The 16,764-nt window shown below is 72.7% G+C and carries 10 protein-coding genes and 1 pseudogene; 8 read left to right on the forward strand and 3 right to left on the reverse strand.

Going from position 1 to position 16,764, the window contains the following annotated elements; all coding sequences use genetic code 11:
• Positions 1-20 precede the first annotated feature (20 nt).
• Positions 21-1,823 (reverse strand): ABC transporter ATP-binding protein, encoded by a 1,803-nt coding sequence (locus tag ACZ63H_RS04000; RefSeq protein WP_469861900.1) that lies wholly within the window; start codon positions 1,821-1,823, stop codon positions 21-23.
• Positions 1,824-1,937: 114 nt separating this feature from the next.
• Between ACZ63H_RS04000 and ACZ63H_RS04005 the strand changes: the two genes are divergently transcribed.
• Positions 1,938-2,387: a MarR family winged helix-turn-helix transcriptional regulator gene (locus ACZ63H_RS04005; RefSeq protein ID WP_469861902.1), complete on the forward strand. Its 450-nt coding sequence runs from the start codon at positions 1,938-1,940 to the stop codon at positions 2,385-2,387.
• Positions 2,388-2,476: 89 nt separating this feature from the next.
• Here ACZ63H_RS04005 and ACZ63H_RS04010 read toward each other — a convergent pair.
• A pseudogene (locus tag ACZ63H_RS04010) lies at positions 2,477-4,084 on the reverse strand (peptide-N4-asparagine amidase); the annotation flags it as partial.
• A gap of 249 nt (positions 4,085-4,333) precedes the next feature.
• Here ACZ63H_RS04010 and ACZ63H_RS04015 point away from each other — a divergent pair.
• The 6 genes from ACZ63H_RS04015 (at position 4,334) to ACZ63H_RS04040 (ending at position 13,220) form a co-directional block, all read left to right on the forward strand.
• Positions 4,334-5,875: a M1 family metallopeptidase gene (locus ACZ63H_RS04015; protein ID WP_469861904.1), complete on the forward strand. Its 1,542-nt coding sequence runs from the start codon at positions 4,334-4,336 to the stop codon at positions 5,873-5,875.
• Between the two features lie 253 nt (positions 5,876-6,128).
• Positions 6,129-8,171 carry an N-acetylmuramoyl-L-alanine amidase gene (locus ACZ63H_RS04020; RefSeq protein WP_469861906.1) on the forward strand — a complete coding sequence of 681 codons (2,043 nt, stop codon included), beginning with the start codon at positions 6,129-6,131 and terminating at the stop codon, positions 8,169-8,171.
• A gap of 190 nt (positions 8,172-8,361) precedes the next feature.
• The gene (locus ACZ63H_RS04025) at positions 8,362-10,164 is read left to right on the forward strand and encodes an ABC transporter transmembrane domain-containing protein (protein WP_469861908.1); all 1,803 of its coding nucleotides are present in this window, start codon (positions 8,362-8,364) and stop codon (positions 10,162-10,164) included.
• Positions 10,161-11,942 (forward strand): ABC transporter ATP-binding protein, encoded by a 1,782-nt coding sequence (locus ACZ63H_RS04030; protein ID WP_469861911.1) that lies wholly within the window; start codon positions 10,161-10,163, stop codon positions 11,940-11,942. Before ACZ63H_RS04025 ends, ACZ63H_RS04030 begins: the two co-directional genes overlap by 4 nt.
• A 492-nt stretch (positions 11,943-12,434) precedes the next feature.
• Positions 12,435-12,905 carry a DUF5709 domain-containing protein gene (locus ACZ63H_RS04035; protein WP_469861913.1) on the forward strand — a complete coding sequence of 157 codons (471 nt, stop codon included), beginning with the start codon at positions 12,435-12,437 and terminating at the stop codon, positions 12,903-12,905.
• A 51-nt stretch (positions 12,906-12,956) separates the two neighbouring features.
• Positions 12,957-13,220, forward strand: a complete 264-nt coding sequence (locus ACZ63H_RS04040; RefSeq protein ID WP_469861915.1) for a type B 50S ribosomal protein L31 — start codon at positions 12,957-12,959, stop codon at positions 13,218-13,220.
• Between the two features lie 71 nt (positions 13,221-13,291).
• On the opposite strand, the gene ACZ63H_RS04045 is transcribed toward ACZ63H_RS04040, so the two are convergent.
• Complete coding sequence (locus ACZ63H_RS04045; RefSeq protein ID WP_469861917.1) at positions 13,292-14,086, reverse strand: metal-dependent hydrolase; 795 nt, start codon at positions 14,084-14,086, stop codon at positions 13,292-13,294.
• A 145-nt stretch (positions 14,087-14,231) separates the two neighbouring features.
• Between ACZ63H_RS04045 and ACZ63H_RS04050 the strand changes: the two genes are divergently transcribed.
• Positions 14,232-16,745, forward strand: a complete 2,514-nt coding sequence (locus ACZ63H_RS04050) for a DEAD/DEAH box helicase (protein WP_469861919.1) — start codon at positions 14,232-14,234, stop codon at positions 16,743-16,745.
• Positions 16,746-16,764 lie beyond the last annotated feature (19 nt).

Consider the following 16,764-nt stretch of genomic DNA (forward strand, 5'->3'; position numbering starts at 1 on the left):
GTCATAAACCTGGCATATGTTCAGTCTGTCGGTCGCAGTTGCGCATCGCGGCGCACCAGGGCCGCGTACCGGCCGTCGCGCTCCAGGAGTTCCTCGTGCGTGCCGCGTTCGGCGACGCGGCCGGAGTCCAGCACCACGATCTGGTCGGCGCCGCGGACGGTGGACAGCCGGTGGGCGATGGTGATCGTGGTGCGGTCGGCCGACAGCGCGTCGATGGCCTGCTGGACGGCCGCCTCGGTGCGGGTGTCGAGCGCGCTGGTCGCCTCGTCCAGGATGAGGACCGGCGGGTCGCGCAGGATGGTGCGGGCTATGGCCAGGCGCTGCTTCTCGCCGCCGGAGAAGCGGTGGCCGCGTTCGCCCACGATCGTGTCGTAGCCGTCGGGCAGTGCGGTGATGTGGTCGTGGATCTGCGCGGCCCGGGCCGCCGCGTGCAGTTCCTCGTCGGTGGCGTCCGGCTTGGCGAACCGCAGGTTGTCGGCGACCGAGGCGTGGAAGAGGTAGGTCTCCTGGGAGACGACGCCGACCGCGCGGGCGAGGGTGTCGAAGTCGAGGTCGCGGACGTCCACCCCGTCCAGCGTGACCCGGCCGCCGGTGACGTCGTACAGGCGCGGTACGAGGTAGCCGAGCGTGGACTTGCCGGCGCCGGTCGGGCCGACGACGGCGAGGCTGCCGCCGGCCGGCACGGTGATGTCGACGCCGTCGAGGACGGGGCCGCCCTTGTCGTCGTAGCGGAACCCGACGTCCTCGAAGCGGACTTCGCCCTTGACCGTGTCGAGGCGGACCGGCCGTTCGCGCTCGGTGATGTCGACCGGCAGGTCCAGGTACTCGAAGATGCGCTGGAAGAGCGCCAGCGAGGTCTGGATCTGGACGCCGGTGGCGAGCAGGCTCACGGCCGGGCGGAACAGGCCCTGCTGGAGCGAGACGAAGGCGACGATGGTGCCGAGGGAGACCTCGGGGCCGCCGAACCGGAGGGCGAGGCCGGCGGTCCAGTAGATGACGGCGGGCATGGCGGCCATCACGATCGTGATCACGGCCATGCGCCAGCGCCCGGCCATGTTCGCCCTGACCTCGAGGTCGACCAGGCGTTCGGACTCCGTGGCGAAGGACGCGGTCAGGGAGTCGGAGCGGCCCATGGTGCGGCCGAGCAGGATGCCGCTGACCGAGAGCGACTCGGTGACGGTGGCCGCCATCGCGGCCATCTGCTTCTGCCGCTGGGTGGTGATCTTCTTGCGTTCGTTGCCGACGCGGCGGCTGATCCAGACGAACGCCGGCAGCAGGACGAGCGAGACGATCGTCAGCCGCCAGTCCAGCGCGACCATCGCGACGACCGTGGCGACCACGCTGGTGACGTTGGAGACCAGGGAGGTGGCGGTGGAGGTGACGGTGGCCTGCATGCCGCCGATGTCGTTGGCGATGCGGGACTGCACCTCGCCGGTGCGGGTGCGGGTGAAGAAGGCGAGCGACATGCGCTGGAGCCGGCCGTAGACCGCCGTGCGCAGGTCGTGCATGACCCGTTGGCCGACGGTGGTCGAGATCAGCGTCTGGAGCACGCCGAAGACGCCGGCCAGGACGGCGCTGAGGATCATGCCGAGCGCGAGCAGGCTCAGCAGACCCGTGCGGCCCTCGGGAATGGCGACGTCGAGCGTCTCCCGCAGCAGGAACGGCGTGGCCACCGAGACCAGGGAGGAGGCGCCGACGAGCAGCCCGACGACGGCGAGCCGCCCGCGGTAGGGACGGAAGAGCCGCAGGATGCGGCGCACCTGCCGGGGCTGCTCGCCGGCGTCGGCAGGTGGGGTCCAGGAGGGTTCACGGTCGGGATGCATGGGCTCCTACGGAGGGGAACGGGCGCCGGACCCGGGACGGCCGGCGAAGCCTGACTGATCGTAGCTCATTGTTACCTATACTCACAATGAACGGCATCCTGATATTGTTCCCGCATGACCACCCCCGATGCGGACAGCGCGCTCGCCGAGCAGTTGCTGCGGCTCACCCGCCGGGTGCACCGCATCCAGAAACGCCATCTGGAACAGCGTGAGCTGGGCGTCACCCCGGCGCAGTCCCGGCTGCTGCGCACCCTCGCGCACTATCCCTCGCCGCCGCGCATGGCCGATCTGGCGGAGCGGCTGGAGGTGGTGCCGCGTGCGGTGACGACGCTGGTCGACGGCCTGGAGGCGAGCGGCAAGGTCCGGCGCGCGCCGGACCCGGCGAACCGGCGCGTGACCCGGATCGAGCTGACGGACGAGGGCCGCGCGACCCTGCGCGAACTGCGCGGCGCCCGCCGCTCGGCGGCCGAGGAGATACTGGCGCCGCTGACGGAGAAGGAGCGTCAGGTGCTCGGCGTACTGCTGGACACGCTGATCGACGGGGACGCCGCGCCGCGCTGCTGACCCCTCCGGAAGAGGTCCCCGTCCCGAGGCGCCCGCACCCCGGGACGGCCCGCCCGGGGAGCGGGGGCCCCTGCCGCGGGCCGGGCTCGGCAGCGGTCGCGGTCCTCCGTGAGCACGCCCTGGACCGTGGTCAGCGAGCGGTCGTGGCAGCCGGACGGGCCGAGGAGGCGGTAGCGCTCGGTCGAGGTGCCGACCGCGTGCCGCTGGTCACGCGGGACGTCGAGGGTGTAGGAGGCGTCGCCGGCGTAGGTGTCGTCCAGCCGTGACCACGCGACGCGCCGGCCGCCCTCGTGCGTCACCGCCGATGCCCGGTCGCCGAGGGTGAGCCGGGTGCGCAGCCGGTCGTCCGGGCCGAGGGTGACGGTGCCGTTCATGACGTAGGTCCGGTGCGTGCGCGTCGTCCGCGCCGGGCCGTGACCGGCGGTCCTGACCGACTCGTCGTCGCTCCAGGAGGCGTCGAGCCCGTCCGTGTCCTCGCCGTCGGTCCAGCGGTGGACGGAGGTGTGGGCGAGCGTCCGGGTGACGGTGGTGGTCACCCGTCCGTGAGAGGTGTCCAGGTACCCGGAGACGGTGAGCCGGTGCCCCGCCCCGGTGTCCACCCGGTGCTCCCGGCCGGGGGTGTACACCGAGGAGTTCGCGGGATCGGTGGCCGCGTCCGCGGTGAGCGCGCCGGGGACACGGGCCCGGTGCGGGTCCTGCCAGACCAGGACGTTCACCGGTGTGCTCCAGCCCGGCTGCCCCGTCGGCACCCCGGCCACGGACACCTCGACGCGGTGCGGCCGGCCGTCGTTGAGCAGACCGGCGAAGGGCGTGAGGTCGTACTCGACGGGCCGGACGTCGAAGGCGCGCGGGGCCGGGACGACGTACCAGAGGAAGGGGTTGGACCAGCCGCCCGTCCACACGTGCGGGAACGGCGCCGCGATGCCGGCGAGCCGGCCGTCGACACTGATCCGCACCTCGCGGTACGGGCCGTGGTCGGCCTTGCAGGAGTACGGCGCCGGGTCGGCGACGGTCAGGTACCAGAACTCCTCGCAGCCGCCGCCCGAACCCGTCGCGTACACCTCGGCGACGATCCGTTCGCTGTTGCGCGATGTGGTGAGCGTCGTACCGGCGGACGTCTCGTCGAGGGTGAGGACGCGGTCGGGGACGGGGGCCGCGGGGCGCCCGCCGTAGAAGGTCAGGGTGACGTGTACGTCGATGACACCGGTGTAGGTGTCGTCCACCGCGTTGCCGATCAGCATCTCGACGTCCCGGGCGGTGCGGAAGGTCTCGCCGTAGCGGGTGACGTCCTTCTCGACGTGCCACTCGATGCCGTCGGGCGAGGGCTCCGGGGTGGAGGTGCGCAGGACCTCGACGCCGCCGACGCGCAGATAGCCGAGGCGGTCGTACTGACGGCCCTTCACCTTGCCGTCGAGGCGCAGGACGACCTTGCTCCAGCGGTCGCCGCAGCCCTCGGGCGGCGCGTAGGCGCCGCGGTAGGGCGTGAAGTCACGGAACCGCGCGTCGGCGAGGGTGACCCGGCACGAGCGGGTGTGCGGCCGGTCGACGGGCGGGGCCGCGGTCACCGGGTCGTGCCAGTCGGTGCCGAACTCGGCGGGCACGTCCGCCGCCCGGGCGGCGGGCGCGGCCGTGCCGAGGAGCGCGCTCGCCAGGAGGGCCGCTCCGGCGAGCATGGACATGGCTAACTTTCTTCTCATGGCCCGTGTTCTACGGGCAGACGGCCCGGCCCGCAATGACGCCTCGGACGGAGCGGCGGGACGGCGGCAGCCGTCCCGGGACACCACACGAGCACCCAGAGAAGTGACATTTAGTTATATAAGCGCACCTTACTGGCATAGTGCGGGCATGGAGATCACGACCGCCGGTCCCGTCGCCGGGTGCCCTGCTCCTCTCCCCGCCCACGGACACCCGCGGTGAAGGCGTCGGCCACGGGGCAGGGCCCGGCCGTGGGGAAGGGGCCGGTCACCCGCGCATCGGCACGGCGCCGTCGGACCGTCCGCGCGCTCATCGCGGCCGCCGCGCTCGCGGGGGCGGTCGCCATCACCGGTACCGCCCTGTTCGCCGGCGCGGGCCCACACCCCGGGCGTGGCACCCCCGCCCCCGGCGCCACCGCCGGTCCGGCCGCGTCGCCCGGCGCGCCCGGCATCGGCGACCCGCTCATGCCGCTCGCCGGCAACGGCGGCTACACCGTCCGCCGTTACACGCTCGACTTCGACTGGCTCGCGCCGCGCACGCCGTTCCGGGCCGGCGCCACCATCCACGCCACCGCCACCCAGGCCCTGTCCCGCTTCGACCTGGACTTCGCGGGCAACACACTGCACCGCGTCACCGTGGACGGGGCGCCGGCCGCCGCCGAACGCCAGGGTGACGAACTCGTCGTCACCCCCGCCAAGCCGATCCTCCGCGGGGGCGCGTTCACCGTCCGCGTCGCGTACACCGCCGATCCGACGCGGCAACGCCACCGCGACGACGCGATCCAGGACTACGGCTGGGTGCCCACGGCCGACGGGACCGTGGTCTGCGCGCAGCCCGACGGCGCTCGGATGATCTTCCCGGCCAACGACCATCCCAGCCTGCGGGCGCCCGTCACCTTCCGCGTCACGACCCCTCCCGGGCTGAGCGCGGTGGCCAACGGCCGGCTCGTCGGCACCGTCCGGCAACCCGACGGCCGTACCCGCTGGACGTACGACTCCGAACAGCCGATCGCGGCGCAGCTCGTGCAGCTGGCGATCGGGAGGTTCAGGTTCGTCGACGGCGAGGGGCCGCGCGGGCTGCCCGTCCGGGACGTGGTGCCGGACGGGCTGGTCGCGGACACCGAGGAGTACCGCTCGCTCACCCCGGACCACCTGGCCTGGCTGGAACAGCGGCTCGGCCCGTACCCGTTCCGCCGCTACGGCGTCCTGGTCGGGGACACCGACCTGCCGGTGGCGCTGGAGACCCAGTCGCTCTCCGTCCTGCCCCGGGACGACCTGCTGGGCGACCGGGTCGACGCGGAGCGCAACCTCGTGCACGAGCTGACCCACCACTGGACGGGGGACAGCGTCGCCATCCGGCGCTGGTCCGACCTGTGGCTGAGCGAGGGTCACGCCCGTTTCTACGAACGCCTGTACTCCGACGAGCACGGCGGGGCCGGCCTGGAGTCCGTGATGCGGGCGGCGTACGAACAGCACGACCAGTGGCGCCACGACGAGGGAGCGCCCGCCGAACCCACCGACGCCACGCTGTTCAAGGTGATGCGGTACGACGGTTCGGCGCTGGTGCTGTTCGCGTTGCGGGAAAAGGTCGGCGAGGAGACCTTCGGCCGGATCGAGCGGGCCTGGGTGACCGTCTACCGGGGCCGGGCGGCCGGCACCCGGGACTTCATCGCCCTCGCCTCCCAGGTCGCGGGCGAGGACCTCGGCCCGTTCCTCACCTCGTGGCTGTACGGGCCGCACACCCCTTCGATGCCGGGGCATCCCGACTGGCAGCCGGACCCGGTCGAGGACTGATCGGCCGAGCGACCGGGTGACCGGTCCGGGCGGCGACGGGTGGTGGCGGACGGCGTTCGTTCGCGGTCGCGTTTGGTTGCCCCGGGCAGCGGAGTCACTGCCGCCGACCGGGTGGCCTCTGGGGGAGCGCTGGTCCACCCCGGTGACGCTCGCCACGACACGGCGCGCGGGGCACGGAAACGTACAAGGGGTGGCGCGACGGGCAACTCCACTGCCCTGGTTGCGAACGAGCGTGGTTGGGAGAACCTCTGCAATGAGAAGAACTGTCGCTGCTCGTGTCCCCGGTGCCGTCCGGAGATGCCGCCGTACGGCCTGCGTGATCGCGGGGGCGGTGCTGCTGCCACCGCTGCTGATCCTCCCGATGTCCGGCTGCGCCGACCCGTCCGACCGTCAACTGCAGGACGCCTTCACGGAAGCCGCGCGCGAGTTCCACGTGCCGCGCAGTGTCCTCATGAGCGTGTCCTACGTGCAGTCGCGCTGGGACTCCCACCCCGGCGCGCCCAGCGTCGCGGGCGGCTTCGGGCCGATGCACCTGCTGGACCCCGAACTCGTCACCACCCCGGCCCCGTCCGCCGACCCGCAGGCGGCGGACGGCGTCCACACCCGCCCGGGGGCCGCGGCCCCCGGGCCAGCCGCCACGGAGAGCGCCGACGCCTCGCCCCGCCACGCCGTGCAGCCCGCCGACCTGCCCGGCGCGGCACGGCTGATCCACGTCCCGGCCGAACGCCTGCGCAAGGACGCCGTCGCCAACGTACGCGGCGGCGCGGCTCTCCTCGCGGCCACCCAACGGCAGCTCGGCAAGCCGCTCAGCGCCGACCCGGGAGACTGGTGGGAGACCGTGGCCCGCTTCCCGGGCACCCGTGACGTCACGTCGGCCGCCGCCTACGCCGACGACGTCTTCGCCCTGATCCGCCGCGGCGCGCACCGCACCACCGCCGAGGGCCAGGAGGTCACGCTCCCCGCGAACCCCCGTGTCCAGCCGCGCCACCGCCCCGCCACCGCGCGGGGCCCGCAGCGGCAGAAGGACGTCGAGTGCCCCGCCGAGCTGGCCTGCGACTGGCTCGGCGCGCCCTACGAGGAGATCGACGACAGCGCGTACGGCAACCACGACCTGGCCGACCGCCCCCGGGACCAGCCGATCGAGTACATCGTGATCCACGACACCGAGGCGGAGCTGCCGAGCATGCTCCAGACGGTGCAGGACCCCACGGAGTCGTCCTGGCACTACTCGATCCGCTCCAGCGACGGCCATGTCACCCAGCACGTCAAGACCAAGGACGAGGCCTGGCACTCGGGCAGCCAGTTCGTGAACGCCCGCTCCATCGGCATCGAGCACGAGGGGTTCCTCACCCAGCCGGGAACCTGGTACACGGAGCGGATGTACCAGGCCTCGGCACGCCTGGTGAAGTACCTGGCGAAGAAGTACGCCATCCCGCTGGACCGGCAGCACATCTTCGGCCACGACAACGTGCCGGCCCCGACCGCCGACAGCATCCCCGACATGCACGACGATCCCGGCCCCTTCTGGGACTGGCGCCACTACTTCGACCTCCTGGGCGCGCCGCTGCGGGCCACGGCGGGACCGGACAGTGACATGGTGACCATCCTGCCCGACTACGCCACGCACCAGCCGGAGTTCACGGGCTGCGGCGGCAGCGGTTCACCGTGTCGGCCGCACGGCTCCAGCGCCGTCCGCCTGTACACCGAGCCGAGCGAGCGCGCCCCGCTGATCCAGGACCCGGGCCGCAAGCCGGACGGCGAGGACTCCACCAGGGACGTCAACGACCTGGGCTCGCGCGTCTCCGCCGGTCAGACCTTCGCCGTCGCCGACCGCAGCGGCGACTGGACGGCGATCTGGTTCCAGGGCCACAAGGCCTGGTTCAAGAATCCCCGGAGCCGTCCGACCGCCGTCGGCGCGGCCGGACGCATGGTCACGCCGAAGGAGGGCCTGGACGAGGTCCAGGTGTACGGGCGTGCCCTCCCGGAGGAGGAGGCGTACCCGGACGACGTGGACGAGCCGGACGAGTCCCCGCTGCCGTACAGCATCCAGGCGGGCCAGCGCTATGTGACGCAGTCCGGGGTGGGCAGCTCCTACACCCCCAAGTCCTTCACCGACGCGCCGAACCCGGTGGTGTGGGGCCGGGAGAAGTACTACGAGATCCAGCTGGGCCACCGCCTCGCGTACGTCCGGGCCGACGACGTGGACGTCGTGTCCTCGTCCTCGTCGCCGGCGTCGGCAGCGGCACCGCCTTCCCAGGAGCACCCGGCCGGGGCGGCCGGTACCGCCGGACGTTGACGGCGCGGCGGCCGGGAGGCGGGGCTCCCGGCCGCCGGACGGCGCTGCCCTGGCCGGAAGGCGGTGGATTTCCCGGGCCGTCGGGAAAAACTGTTTGAAATTCACCACTGCATGACGTCAACCTTTCACGGCTTGTTGCCGCTCGTCGCGGCGTTCCGCTCCCTGCCCCGACACGAGCCACTGGGACGTCATGCAGATCCAAGACCTTCCGTATCCCGATCCGGGCGTGCCCGACACACGCTCGGGTCCCCGATTCCTGTGGTGGCTGTGGCGCAACCAGCTGGGCGGGCAGCTGAAGTCGCTCGCCTGGGGCCTGCTCCATTTCGTCTCCGTCTCCGCCCTGCCCTTCTGCGTCGGGCTCGCCGTGCAGGCGGCCGTCGACCGCTCCGGCACCCGGCTCGCCCTGACGGGGGGTCTGCTGGTGCTGTGCGGAGCGGGACTCGCCGTCGGCGACACCTTCCTGCACCGCGCCGCCGTCACCAACTGGATCACCGCCGCCGCCCGCGTCCAGCAACTGCTGGCCCGCAAGGCCGCGCACCTGGGGTCCGCCCTGACCCGGCGGGTCGCCGCCGGCGAAGTGGTGTCCGTGTCCACGGGTGACGTGGAGAAGATCGGATGGTTCGTCGAGGCCCTCTCCCGCTTCACCGCCGCCGCGGTGACGGTGGTGATCGTCGGTGTCGCCCTGGTCGTGTACGAGCCCGCGCTCGGTGTGGTCGTCGCCGTGGGCCTGCCCGTCGTGGCGCTCGCGGTGCTGCCGCTGCTGCCCCGGGCGACCCGCCGCGCCGACGTGCAGCGCGAGAAGGCGGGCCGGGCCACCGAGCTGGCCTCGGACACCGTCGCGGGCCTGCGGGTGCTGCGCGGCATCGGCGGCGAGGAACTGTTCCTCGACCGCTACCGCCGGGCCTCCCAGGAGGTACGGCACGCCGCCGTGCGCAGCGCCCGGATGTGGTCGCTGATCTCCGCCGTGCAGGTGCTGCTGCCCGGGCTGCTGCTGATCGCGGTCGTCTGGCGCGGCATCGACCTGGCCCGTGAGGGCCGGATCGGCGTCGGCGAACTCGTCACCGTCTACAGCGCGGTCATGATCCTCAACTACCCGCTGCGGCACTTCGAGGAGATCGCCATGGCGTACTCCTTCTCCCGCCCGTCGGCCAAGCGCGCCGCGCGGGTGCTGGCCCTGGAGCGGTCCACGGCCACCGACGGCACCCGCGCCGCCGAGGTGCCGGGCGGCGACCTGCACGATCCCGTGACCGGTCTGCTCGTTCCCGCCGGCCGGTTCACCGCCGTGGTGTGCGGCGACCCGGACGCGGCGGGCAGGCTGGCCGAGCGGCTCGGCGGCCACCCGGCGGAGCCGGACCGGTCGGTGCTGCTCGGCGGGGTGCCCCTGGACGAACTGCCCCTCGACAGCGCCCGCACCGCCGTCCTCGTCCAGGACAAGGATCCGGTGCTGCTGTCCGGCACGCTGCGCGAGCTGCTGGACGTGCCCGCCTCGGGTGCCGTGCGGGCCGCGGACGCGCTCGCCGCGGCGCGGTGCGAGGACGTCCTGGACGCGCTGGCACAGGGTTCGCTGGACACCGCCGATCCGATGGACGCCCGGATCACCGAGCGCGGCCGGTCCCTGTCCGGCGGCCAGCGCCAGCGGCTGGCCCTCGCCAGGTCGCTGATCGCGGACCCGGAGGTATTGGTGCTGGACGAGCCGACCTCCGCGGTCGACTCCCACACCGAGGCCCGGATCGCGGACGGGCTGCGCCGCCTGCGGTCGGGACGGACGACCGTGGTGTTCACCTCCTCGCCGCTGCTGCTGGACCACGCGGACCAGGTCGTCCTGGTCCACGAGGGCCGGGTCGCGGCGGTCGGCCCGCACCGCGAGCTGATCGACGCCGAGCCCCGGTACCGGGCCGTGGTGACCCGGGAGACCGACGAGGAACTGGCCGCCGGTGACGGCATGCTGCTGGACGCGCTCCAGGAGCTGGAAGAGATCGAGGAGAGCGCATGATCGGCGTCGCACCGCCGGCCTACGACCCGGCGGCCCCGACGACCGCCCCCACCCTGCCCGTCGGCGCCGCCGCGACCGAGCGCGCCTACGTCTCCGAGCTGTTCCGCCGCCACCGCCGGGCCTTCCTGCTGCTCATCACCGTCAACACGGTGGCCGTGGTCGCTTCCATGGCGGGTCCGTACCTGCTCGGCGGCCTGGTCGAGCGGGTGTCGGACGGGGCCCGGGAACTGCACCTGGGACTGACGGCCGGGCTGTTCCTGCTCGCGCTCGCCGTGCAGGCCCTGTTCGTCCGGCAGGTACGGCTGCGGGGCGCGATGCTCGGCGAGCGGATGCTGGCCGACCTGCGCGAGGACTTCCTCGTCCGGTCCGTGGGGCTGCCGCCGGGCGTGCTGGAACGGGCGGGCACCGGCGACCTGCTCTCCCGTATCACCACCGACATCGACCGGCTGGCCAACGCCATGCGCGAGGCCGTGCCGCAACTGGCCATCGGTGTCGTGTGGGCCCTGCTGCTGCTCGGCGGGCTGGTCGTGACGGCCCCGCCGCTGGCCGCCGCCGTGCTGCTCGCCGTGCCGGTCCTGGTGATCGGGTGCCGCTGGTACTTCAGGCGGGCGCCGTCCGGCTACCGCTCGGAGGCCGCCGGCTACGCCGCCGTCGCCGCCGCGCTCGCCGAGACCGTGGACGCGGGCCACACCATCGAGGCGCACCGCCTCGGCGCCCGCCGCGTGGCCCTGTCGGAGGAGCGGATCGGGCAATGGGTCGCGTGGGAGAGGTACACCCTCTGGCTCCGCTCCGTGCTCTTCCCCGTCATCAACACCGTCCACCTCCTCGTGCTCGGCTCGGTCCTGATGGTCGGCGGGGTGTTCGTGCTGCGGGGCTGGATAGGAGTGGGCCAGCTGACCACCGGCGCCCTCATCGCACAGATGCTGGTCGACCCGGTCAACCTGATCCTGCGCTGGTACGACGAGGTGCAGGTCGCCCAGGTGTCGCTGGGCCGCCTGGTCGGTGTGCGGGACATCGAGCCGGACGCCGGGGACGCGGCGCTGGCCCCCGAGGGACGGGTCGTGGACGCCGACCGGGTGCGCTTCGGCTACCGCGAGGGCGTCGACGTGCTGCGCGAGGTCTCCCTGCGGGTCGCGCCGGGCACCCGGCTGGCCCTGGTCGGCCCGTCCGGTGCGGGCAAGTCCACCCTGGGCCGGCTGCTCGCCGGGATCTACGCGCCCCGCAACGGCCGGATCACCCTGGGCGGCGCGGAGCTGTCCCGGATGCCCGCCGAACGCGTCCGCGCGCATGTCGCCTTGGTCAACCAGGAGCACCACGTCTTCGTGGGGTCCCTGCGCGACAACCTCCTGCTGGCCCGCACCGACGCCACGGACGCCGAGCTGTGGGCGGCCCTCGGCGCGGTCGACGCGGACGGCTGGGCGCGGGCCCTGGACGACGGACTGGACACGGAGGTCGGCTCCGGCGGACTCGCCCTGACCCCCGCGCAGGCCCAGCAGATCGCGCTGGCCCGGCTGGTGCTGGCCGACCCGCACACGCTGGTCCTGGACGAGGCGACCTCGCTGCTCGACCCGCGCGCGGCCCGCCATCTGGAACGCTCCCTGGCACGAGTCCTCGACGGCCGCACCGTGGTGGCCATCGCCCACCGGCTGCACACCGCCCACGACGCCGACGTGATCGCCGTCGTGGAGAACGGCCGGATCAGCGAGCTGGGCAGCCACGAGGAGCTGGTCGCGGCGGAGGGCGCCTACGCGGCGCTCTGGCGCTCCTGGCACGGGTGAGCGCCGGCCGGGACTACGGGTGCGCGGGCCCGCGGGGCCGGTGCGCCGGGGGACGGGGGCACGGGTGGAGCCCGCGAGGGACGATCCGCCGGCGCGGGTCCGGGCGGACCCCGCCCCCGCGAGGCCGGGGGCGGGGCCGCCGACGGTGCCGGCGGCAACCGACCGCTTGAGGACGGGGGCGGGTGCGGGAGCGCAGTCGGTGACGGCAGGGGCAGGGCCCGCCCCGGTGGAAGCCGGGCCGCGCGGCCTTCCCCCTGGCGCGCTCCGGCGCCCGGACTGCCGCGTCCGGTTCCGCCACGCGGGTGCGCGCTCGTGCCCGGACCCGTGCCGTTGCGCGGTGCCGATTCGGGGTGGAAGGCTGGAAAGCGGCAGCGGCTCGGGGCGCACCCGGGGACCAGCCGGTTCGCGGTGTGCGACGCCCGTGCCGCGCGTGCCGACGGCCCACCGCCCGCTGGGGCGGCATCCGGCCGTCCTCACCCACTGGAGGTAGTCGTGGACAGCGCCGACGGCTGGGGGGACGACGTCTACCAGCCCGATCCCTCGGAGATCCGGGAGGACTCGGGGGTGCTCGACGTCGAGGACACACTGGACTTCGACGGTGTCGACGACCCCCTCGACCGCGGCTGGTCCCCTCCCGAGCGGCCGTGGGCGGTCGAACACATCGGCGTGACCGCTGCCGAACGCCAGGCGGGCGAGACCCTCGACCAGCGCCTCGCCGAGGAGCTGCCCGATCTGTCCGCGCCCGACAGCGACGGCATCGGGGACTGCGCGGGCACCGACGGGGAACCCCTCGACAATGAGGTCGGCAACTTCCGGTCCGGCCGGCTGGTGGCGCCCGACGAGGGCGTGCACGAGGACGAGGAGGCCGCGCTCGTCGCCACCGACGTCGGCATCGACGGGGCCGCCGCCTCCGCCGAGGAGGCCGCGGTGCACATCGTCGACGAGGACTCCCTCCCCGGCTGAACCGGACCGTCCGGACGCCTCCGTCCCGTCCTCCCGTACCGAGGAGCCGCAATGCAGCAGGACAAGCACCCCGACTACCACCCCGTGGTCTTCCGCGACCGCGCCGCCGGATACGCCTTCCTGACCGGGTCCACCGCACAGAGCGAGCAGACCATCGAGTGGGACGACGGCCGGACCTACCCGGTGATCGACGTGGAGATCTCCTCGGAGAGCCACCCCTTCTACACGGGCAAGGCCCGTACGGTCGACACCGAGGGCCGCATCGCCCGCTTCGAGCGCCGCTACGGCACGGCGGACGCGGGCGAGCCGACCTGACCCGGACCGCCCCGCCGGATCACCATCCGCTACCGGCCCCGTCCGGCCGCCGACCGGTGCCGCCGGCTCGGTCAGATCACGTTGAGGGCCGCCGCACAGCCCACTCCCCCGAGCAGCATGAACACCGGCATGAGCACCTTCAGCTCGACCCAGCTGCCCGCCCGGAACCGCATCGCCTTCGGCGGTCCCAGCGGGTACCAGCGCTTGCGGCCCACCGGAATGGGCCACAGGATCGGGCAGCCGGACACGGTCAGGGCGTCCCCGATGTCGTGCACCAGCGCGCCCAGCACGATCGGCAGCCCCAGCCACACGTACTCCTGCCCCGGCGCGGTGAACAGCCAGTCGGCACCATGGCCCGGCTTGTCCAGCACTCCCGCCAGGATCCACGCGCTGGTCGCCGCCAGCAGCCAGACCAGGACATCGCTGCTGGAGCCGCGCGCCGCCCGCCACAGCAGCCCTTCGATCGCGAGCACCATGTGCACGAAGAGGATCGCCAGCACTCCCCAGCGGTCCCCGACGACCGCCACGGCGGAGCATCCGGCGCCGATCAGGACCGCCCACACCCAGGTGTGCGTCAGCGTGCGGTGCCCCCCGGAGCGACGCGGGTCGCCCTGCTTCCTGGTCGCCTTGTAGACGGCGTACGACAGTTTGTCCACGATCTCGCAGATCGCACGGGAGATCGGCCCGAAGGACCGCGAGATGGTGGCCGCCTTGTGGTCGAGGTCCGGGGCGAGCGCGGCGCCGGCGCAGATCAGGGCGCCGCAGAGGAGGACCGGCCACGGCATCGGATGCCCGGCCGCCGCCGTGGCGGCTCCCACGCCCAGCCAGGCCGCGGCCCCCGACAGTGAGTGTGCTGGTCCCATCATGGCCGCTTCCCGCCCCATTCCTCGTGTGCCGCTGTCCAGTTGACCCGGTGCGCCGACGCCTCGCCGGTGACACAGCGTAGCTTCCGTGATCTTGGTTCTCGCAGCCGATTCCCCGCTCGGGCGGTGGGCCAGGCAAGATGGGGGCGTGACCCTCATCGATCGCCTGCCGCCGACCGCCGACCCCGACGCCCTGTACGAAGCCTTCGAGTCCTGGGCTCAGGAGCGCGGTCTCACCCTCTATCCCCACCAGGAGGAGGCGCTGATCGAGGTGGTCTCCGGGGCGAACGTGATCGTGTCGACGCCCACCGGCTCCGGCAAGAGCATGATCGCCGCGGGCGCCCACTTCGCCGCGCTGGCCCGGGACGAGGTCACCTTCTACACGGCGCCGATCAAGGCCCTGGTGTCGGAGAAGTTCTTCGAGCTGTGCAAGCTCTTCGGCACCGAGAACGTGGGCATGCTCACCGGTGACGCCTCCGTGAACGCCGACGCGCCCGTCATCTGCTGCACCGCCGAGGTGCTGGCGTCGATCGCGCTGCGCGACGGCAGGAACGCGGATGTCGGCCAGGTCGTCATGGACGAGTTCCACTTCTACGCCGAGGGCGACCGAGGGTGGGCCTGGCAGATCCCGCTGCTGGAACTCCCCCAGGCGCAGTTCATCCTGATGTCCGCCACTCTGGGCGATGTGTCCTTCTTCGAGAAGGATCTCGCCCGCCGTACCGGCCGCCCCACTTCGGTGGTCCGCTCGGCGACCCGCCCGGTGCCCTTGTCCTACGAGTACAAGCTGACCCCGCTCACCGAGACGCTCACCGACCTGCTGGAGAGCAAGCAGGCTCCGGTGTACATCGTCCACTTCACGCAGGCGCAGGCCGTGGAGCGGGCGCAGGCCCTGATGAGCATCAACATGTGCTCGCGCGAGGAGAAGGACCAGATCGCCGAGCTGATCGGCAACTTCCGCTTCACCACCAAGTTCGGCCGCAACCTCTCCCGTTACGTGCGGCACGGCATCGGCGTCCATCACGCCGGCATGCTGCCCAAGTACCGCCGTCTGGTGGAGAAACTCGCCCAGGCCGGACTGCTGAAGGTCATCTGCGGCACCGACACGCTCGGTGTGGGCGTCAACGTGCCCATCCGCACGGTGCTGTTCACGGCGCTGACCAAGTACGACGGCAGCCGGGTGCGCACCCTGCGGGCCCGGGAGTTCCACCAGATCGCGGGCCGGGCCGGGCGGGCCGGTTTCGACACCGCGGGGCTGGTGGTCGCGCAGGCGCCGGAGCACGTCATCGAGAACGAGAAGGCGCTGGCGAAGGCGGGCGACGACCCGAAGAAGCGGCGCAAGGTGGTGCGCAAGAAGGCGCCCGAGGGCTTTGTCGGCTGGACGGAGAACACCTTCCAGAAGCTGATCGAGTCGGAACCGGAGCCGCTGTCCTCGCGCTTCCGGGTGACGCACACGATGCTGCTGTCGGTGATCGCCCGGCCGGGCAACGCGTTCGAGGCGATGCGCCACCTCCTGGAGGACAACCACGAGCCGCGCAAGCAGCAGCTGCGGCACATCCGCCGGGCCATCGCGATCTACCGCTCGCTGCTCGACGGCGGGATCGTGGAGAAGCTGGACAAGCCCGACGCCGAGGGCCGCATCGTCCGGCTCACGGTCGACCTCCAGCAGGACTTCGCGCTGAACCAGCCGCTGTCCACGTTCGCGCTGGCCGCGTTCGAACTCCTCGACCCCGAGTCGCCGTCCTACGCCCTGGACATGGTCTCCGTGGTCGAGTCGACCCTGGACGATCCGCGGCAGATCCTCGTCGCCCAGCAGAACAAGGCGCGCGGCGAGGCGGTGGCCGCGATGAAGGCGGACGGCGTCGAGTACGAGGAGCGCATGGAGCGCCTCCAGGACATCACGTACCCGAAGCCGCTGGAGGAACTGCTCTTCCACGCCTACAACACCTACCGCAAGAGCCACCCCTGGGTCGGCGACCACCCGCTGTCGCCGAAGTCGGTGGTCCGCGACATGTACGAGCGGGCCCTGTCCTTCACGGAACTGGTGTCCTTCTACGAACTGGCCCGCACCGAGGGCATCGTGCTGCGCTACCTGGCGAGCGCCTACAAGACGCTGGACCACACCATCCCGGACGACCTGAAGTCCGAGGACCTGCAGGACCTGATCGAGTGGCTGGGCGAGATGGTGCGCCAGGTGGACTCCAGCCTGCTGGACGAGTGGGAGCAGCTCGCCAACCCGGAGGAGATGACCGCCGAGGAGGCCCAGGAGAAGGCCGACGAGGTCAAGCCGGTCACGACCAACGCCCGCGCCTTCCGCGTCCTCGTCCGCAACGCCATGTTCCGCCGTGTGGAGCTGGCCGCCCTGGACCAGGTCGAGGAGCTGGGCGAGCTGGACGCCGAGTCCGGCTGGGACGCCGACGCCTGGGGCGCGGCGATGGACAAGTACTGGGACGAGTACGACGACCTCGGCACCGGGCCCGACGCCCGCGGCCCCAAGCTCCTCGTCATCAAGGAGGAACCGGAGAACGGCCTCTGGCGCGTCCGCCAGATCTTCGACGACCCGGGCGGCGACCACGACTGGGGCATCAGCGCGGAGGTCGACCTCGCGGCCTCCGACGCCGAGGGCCGTGCGATCGTCCGTGTCACCGACGTCGGCCAGCTGTGAGCCGTTCACGGCCAGGGGC

It is taken from the genome of Streptomyces sp. NPDC104831 (assembly GCF_055583025.1).

What these genes read in the sequence shown, in the direction of transcription:
- ACZ63H_RS04045 (WP_469861917.1), bottom strand. Translation starts at nt 14,086, where the DNA reads ATGATGGGACCAGCACACTCACTGTCGGGGGCCGCGGCCTGGCTGGGC.
- ACZ63H_RS04020 (WP_469861906.1), top strand. Translation starts at nt 6,129, where the DNA reads ATGAGAAGAACTGTCGCTGCTCGTGTCCCCGGTGCCGTCCGGAGATGC.
- ACZ63H_RS04030 (WP_469861911.1), top strand. Translation starts at nt 10,161, where the DNA reads ATGATCGGCGTCGCACCGCCGGCCTACGACCCGGCGGCCCCGACGACC.
- ACZ63H_RS04025 (WP_469861908.1), top strand. Translation starts at nt 8,362, where the DNA reads ATGCAGATCCAAGACCTTCCGTATCCCGATCCGGGCGTGCCCGACACA.
- ACZ63H_RS04000 (WP_469861900.1), bottom strand. Translation starts at nt 1,823, where the DNA reads ATGCATCCCGACCGTGAACCCTCCTGGACCCCACCTGCCGACGCCGGC.
- ACZ63H_RS04040 (WP_469861915.1), top strand. Translation starts at nt 12,957, where the DNA reads ATGCAGCAGGACAAGCACCCCGACTACCACCCCGTGGTCTTCCGCGAC.
- ACZ63H_RS04005 (WP_469861902.1), top strand. Translation starts at nt 1,938, where the DNA reads ATGACCACCCCCGATGCGGACAGCGCGCTCGCCGAGCAGTTGCTGCGG.